We start from the raw sequence: 3786 nt of genomic DNA, 5'->3' as shown, positions 1-3786 counted from the left end.
GACCCCGACGCGCCGCGCGTCCGCCGCGGCGCGCTCGCCCGCGACGCCGAGCGCGCGGTCGACGAGGCGGCGCGCGTCGTCGCCGCGCTGCAGGCGGCGGGCGCCGGGTGGGACGACCTGTTCGCGCCCGTGCACGACGACGCCGTCGCCGCGCTCCTGCGCCGCCACGTCCTCGCCATCCACGAGGCGCCGCTCGGCGCCACCGCGGCATGCGTCGTCACGCCGCCGCTGTACGGGCGCGGGATCGTGGTGCTGTCGTCGCAGGCCGGCCCCGACCAGCGGCGCGTCGCGCTGCGCGCGGCGCTCGCCCACGCCTCGGCCGGGCACGTGCGCGAGGAGGCGCCGCTGGCCGCGCCGGCGCCGACGCACGAGGCGCGCGTCGGCGCGCTGGTCGCGGTGGCCGACCTCGTTCCGTTCTGGCAGGTCGCGCACGCACGCGGCCGCGCGCGGCTCGGCTGGGCGCGCATCGCCGAGGACGTGGCGCGGCAGGCGGCGGCGCTGGCCGGCGACTGGCCGTGGGCGTGGACGACCGAGATCGCCGCGCTGCGCGTCGCGCTCTACCGGCGCGCGGGGCTCTGACGCGGAGCGCGGTGATCGCGGGGTGACCGAGGAGGGCGAGGATGCCGCGCGTCCACCGCCCGACCTACCGTCGCTCGCCGGCATTCCGCCGCCCAGGCGATCACCTACCGGTTCGACGGCACGCTCGCCACCGCCGACGGGCCACGCACGCTCTCGTTCACGTACGGCGGCGACGCGGGAAACGTCGCGCCGACCGAGCCGGGGGTGCAGCCGTCGGGCGTCCGCAACTTCCCGATGACGGCGGTCATCGAGTGGGCGCCCGCGGGGAGCTTCGGCTTCACCACGGGGCTCGCGCTCAACCTGACGGACCTGGGCGACGCGCCGCCGCTCTCGACCCCGCTCGGCCTCTACTTCGGCAACACGGTGCTCGGCGGCCCGACCTTCAAAGCCGTCCTCCTCGATCCGTTCTTCCTCGCGTACGACCTGCGCACGGCGGTCGCGCCGCGCACGGTCGCCATCCAGGCGCAGTTCGCGATCGACCAGCCGCTGCTGACCGGGAGCGGCACCTTCAGCGTCGTGGGCGGCGCCGACCTGCCGACGACCGGCGTCGTCCCCGAGCCGTCGACCTACGTGCTGCTCGCCACCGGCCTCGGCGCGCTGGCCGTGGTCCGCCGGCGCCGCGTCGCGCGCTAGCGGCGATCAGAGGCCGAGGGCGTCCGCCGCCTCCCGCAGGATCCCGGCGCTCCGGCGGAGCGCGGTCCGCTCGTCCGCGTCCAGCTCGGGCGTCAGGGTGCGGACCACGCCGGCGGCGCCCACGACCCGCGGCAGCGAGAGCGCGACGTCGCGCACCCCCTCGACCTCCGCGGTGACCGCGCTGACGGTGAACACCGCCCGCTCGTCGTCGCGGACCACCTCGACCAGCCGCGCCAGCCCGGCCCCGATCCCGTGCCAGGTCGCGCCCTTGCCGGCGATGATGCGGTACGCCGCGCGGCGCACCCCCTCGTCGACGCGCGCGCGCACCGCGTCGTCCACGGCGCGCCGCGGGTCGTCGTCGAACGCGGCCAGCGGCACCCCGCCGACGCGCGCGCCCGACCACGCCAGCACCTCCGAGTCGCCGTGCTCGCCCAGCACGTACGCGTGCACCGACGAGGGCGCGACGTCGAGGTGCTCGCCGAGCAGCGCGCGGAAGCGCGCGGTGTCCAGGATCGTCCCCGAGCCCACCACGCGCGCCGACGGGATCCCCCGCTCGTCGGCGGCCACGCGCGCCGCCACGTGCGTCATCACGTCGACGGGGTTCGTGGCGACGACGAGCAGCGCGTCGGGCGACGCGGCGAGCACCTGCGGCACCAGCGCGCGGAAGACGTCGGCGTTGCGCTGCAGCAGGTCGAGGCGCGACTCGCCGGGCTTCTGCCCGACGCCGGCGGTGAGCACCACGACCTGCGCCCCCTCGGCGGCCGACGGCGGCCCCGCCGACAGCCGCGCCGACGAGGCGAACGGCGTCGCGTGCAGGATGTCCTCGGCGTGCGCGCCGGCGCGCTTCTCGTCCACGTCGACCAGCACCACGTCCGACGCCGCGCCGCGCAGCACGCACGCGTACGCCGCCGAGCTGCCCACCTGCCCCGCGCCCACGATCGCGACCTTCATCCCGCCTCCGTCGTCCGGTGGTCCGCGGCCGGCGCCGCGCCGGCGACCAGCGCGTCGAGGTCGCGCCGCGCCTCCACCGCCGACTGCCCGCGCGGGCCCGCTCGCAGCAGCAGCCAGCCCGCGACGCCGGCCACCGTCGACGCCGCGAGCACGCCGACCTTCGCCGCGTCGAGCAGTGGCGACGCCCCGCCGGCGGCGCCGTCGGCGCCGGGGAACGCGAGCCCGGCGATGAACAGCGCCATGGTGAAGCCGATGCCGCCGAGCACCCCGGCGCCGGCGAGCGAGCGCCAGGTCACGCCGTGCGGGAGCGACGCCCAGCCGAGGCGCACCGCGGCCCACGAGAAGCCGACGATCCCGACCGGCTTGCCGACGAGCAGCCCGAGCAGCGCGCCGAGGGTGACGGGGTGCGCCGCGGCGGCGCGCAGCGCGTCGCCGCCGAGGGTGACGCCGGCGTTGGCCAGCGCGAACAGCGGCATGATCGCGAACGCCACCACGCCGTGCAGCGCGTGCTCCATGCGGATCAGCGGCGGCTGCGCCGCGTCGGACAGCCGCTCCAGCTCCTCGAGCGCGGTGTGGTGCCCCGCGTTGCCGAGCACCGTCGCCCGCGGGTCGGCGCTCGAGCACTGCGCGGCCGCGTCGAAGTCATGCAGCACCCGCTCGGCCTCGCGCAGGAACGTCCCCTCGGCGATCCGCGTGCGCACCGGGATCGTCATCGCCAGCAGGACGCCGGCGACGGTCGCGTGCACGCCCGACAGCAGCACGGCGGCCCACAGCGCCACGCCCACGGCGGCGTACGCGCCGGGGCGCCGCACCCCGGCGAGGTTCGCGAGGGCGGCCAGCGCGACGAGCGCCGCCGCCGTGCCGAGCGCGCCCCACGCCACGCCGCCCGAGTAGAAGACGGCGATCACCAGCACCGCGCCGATGTCGTCGACGATGGCGAGGGCGGCGAGGAAGACCTTGAGTCCGACCGGCACCCGGTCGCCGAGCAGGGCCAGCACGCCGAGCGCGAAGGCGATGTCGGTCGCCATCGGCACTCCCCAGCCGGGGGCGCCCGGTCCGCCGGCGTTCACCAGCGCGTAGAGTGCCGCCGGCACCACCATCCCGCCCAGCGCGCCGACCATCGGCAGCGCGGCGCGCCGCACCGAGGCCAGCTCGCCGGCCAGCACCTCGCGCTTGATCTCGAGCCCGACGAGGAAGAAGAACACGGCCATCAGGCCGTCGTTGATCAGGTGGTGCAGCGTCGTCCGCGCGGCCCAGCCCCCCGCGCCGAGCGTGATCGGCGTCTCCCAGAGGTGGTGGTAGGACGCGGCCCACGGCGAGTTGGCCCACGCGAGCGCGACGGCGGTGGCGGCGAGCAGGACCACGCCGCCGGACGACGCCGTGTGCGCGAACTGGCGGAAGGGGGCCAGCAGGCGCTCCACCAGCGGGACGGAGTCGCCGCTGGACATCGGGGTCGCGAGCGGGGTAGCCATGCGGGCAGGATTAATCGGCGTCCTCCCCACCTCACAAGCCACCGCGTGTCACGCCCGCTCCTCCCCCCGCTGCTCGCCGCGCTGGCCGCGCTCGACGCCCGCGCGCCCGGCCGCGCCGCGCCGCCGCCCGCCCCCCCGGCCGCGGCACGCG

4 protein-coding genes are annotated in these 3786 nt (G+C 77.7%); 2 read left to right on the top strand and 2 right to left on the bottom strand.

Annotation, left to right across the window (positions count from 1 at the left end):
• Positions 1-579, top strand: a 579-nt coding sequence (locus tag PYV61_RS22275; protein ID WP_275835813.1) for a hypothetical protein, incomplete at its 5' end; no start/stop codon positions are given.
• A 204-nt stretch (positions 580-783) separates the two neighbouring features.
• Complete coding sequence (locus tag PYV61_RS22270; RefSeq protein ID WP_275835811.1) at positions 784-1212, top strand: PEP-CTERM sorting domain-containing protein; 429 nt, start codon at positions 784-786, stop codon at positions 1210-1212.
• 6 nt (positions 1213-1218) lie between these two features.
• Here the strand turns inward: PYV61_RS22270 and PYV61_RS22265 are convergent, their stop codons facing one another.
• Both PYV61_RS22265 and nhaA read right to left on the bottom strand, forming a co-directional pair.
• Positions 1219-2163: an L-lactate dehydrogenase gene (locus tag PYV61_RS22265; protein WP_275835809.1), complete on the bottom strand. Its 945-nt coding sequence runs from the start codon at positions 2161-2163 to the stop codon at positions 1219-1221.
• Positions 2160-3635, bottom strand: a complete 1476-nt coding sequence (gene nhaA / locus PYV61_RS22260; RefSeq protein WP_275835807.1) for a Na+/H+ antiporter NhaA — start codon at positions 3633-3635, stop codon at positions 2160-2162. The genes PYV61_RS22265 and nhaA overlap by 4 nt, the downstream gene beginning before the upstream one ends.
• Between the last annotated feature and the right edge of the window lie 151 nt (positions 3636-3786).

It is taken from the genome of Roseisolibacter sp. H3M3-2 (genome assembly GCF_029211165.1).
Lineage (GTDB): Bacteria > Gemmatimonadota > Gemmatimonadetes > Gemmatimonadales > Gemmatimonadaceae > Roseisolibacter.
The sequence above is the reverse complement of the archived record's forward strand: the minus strand, read 5'-3'. Positions and strand labels throughout refer to the sequence as shown.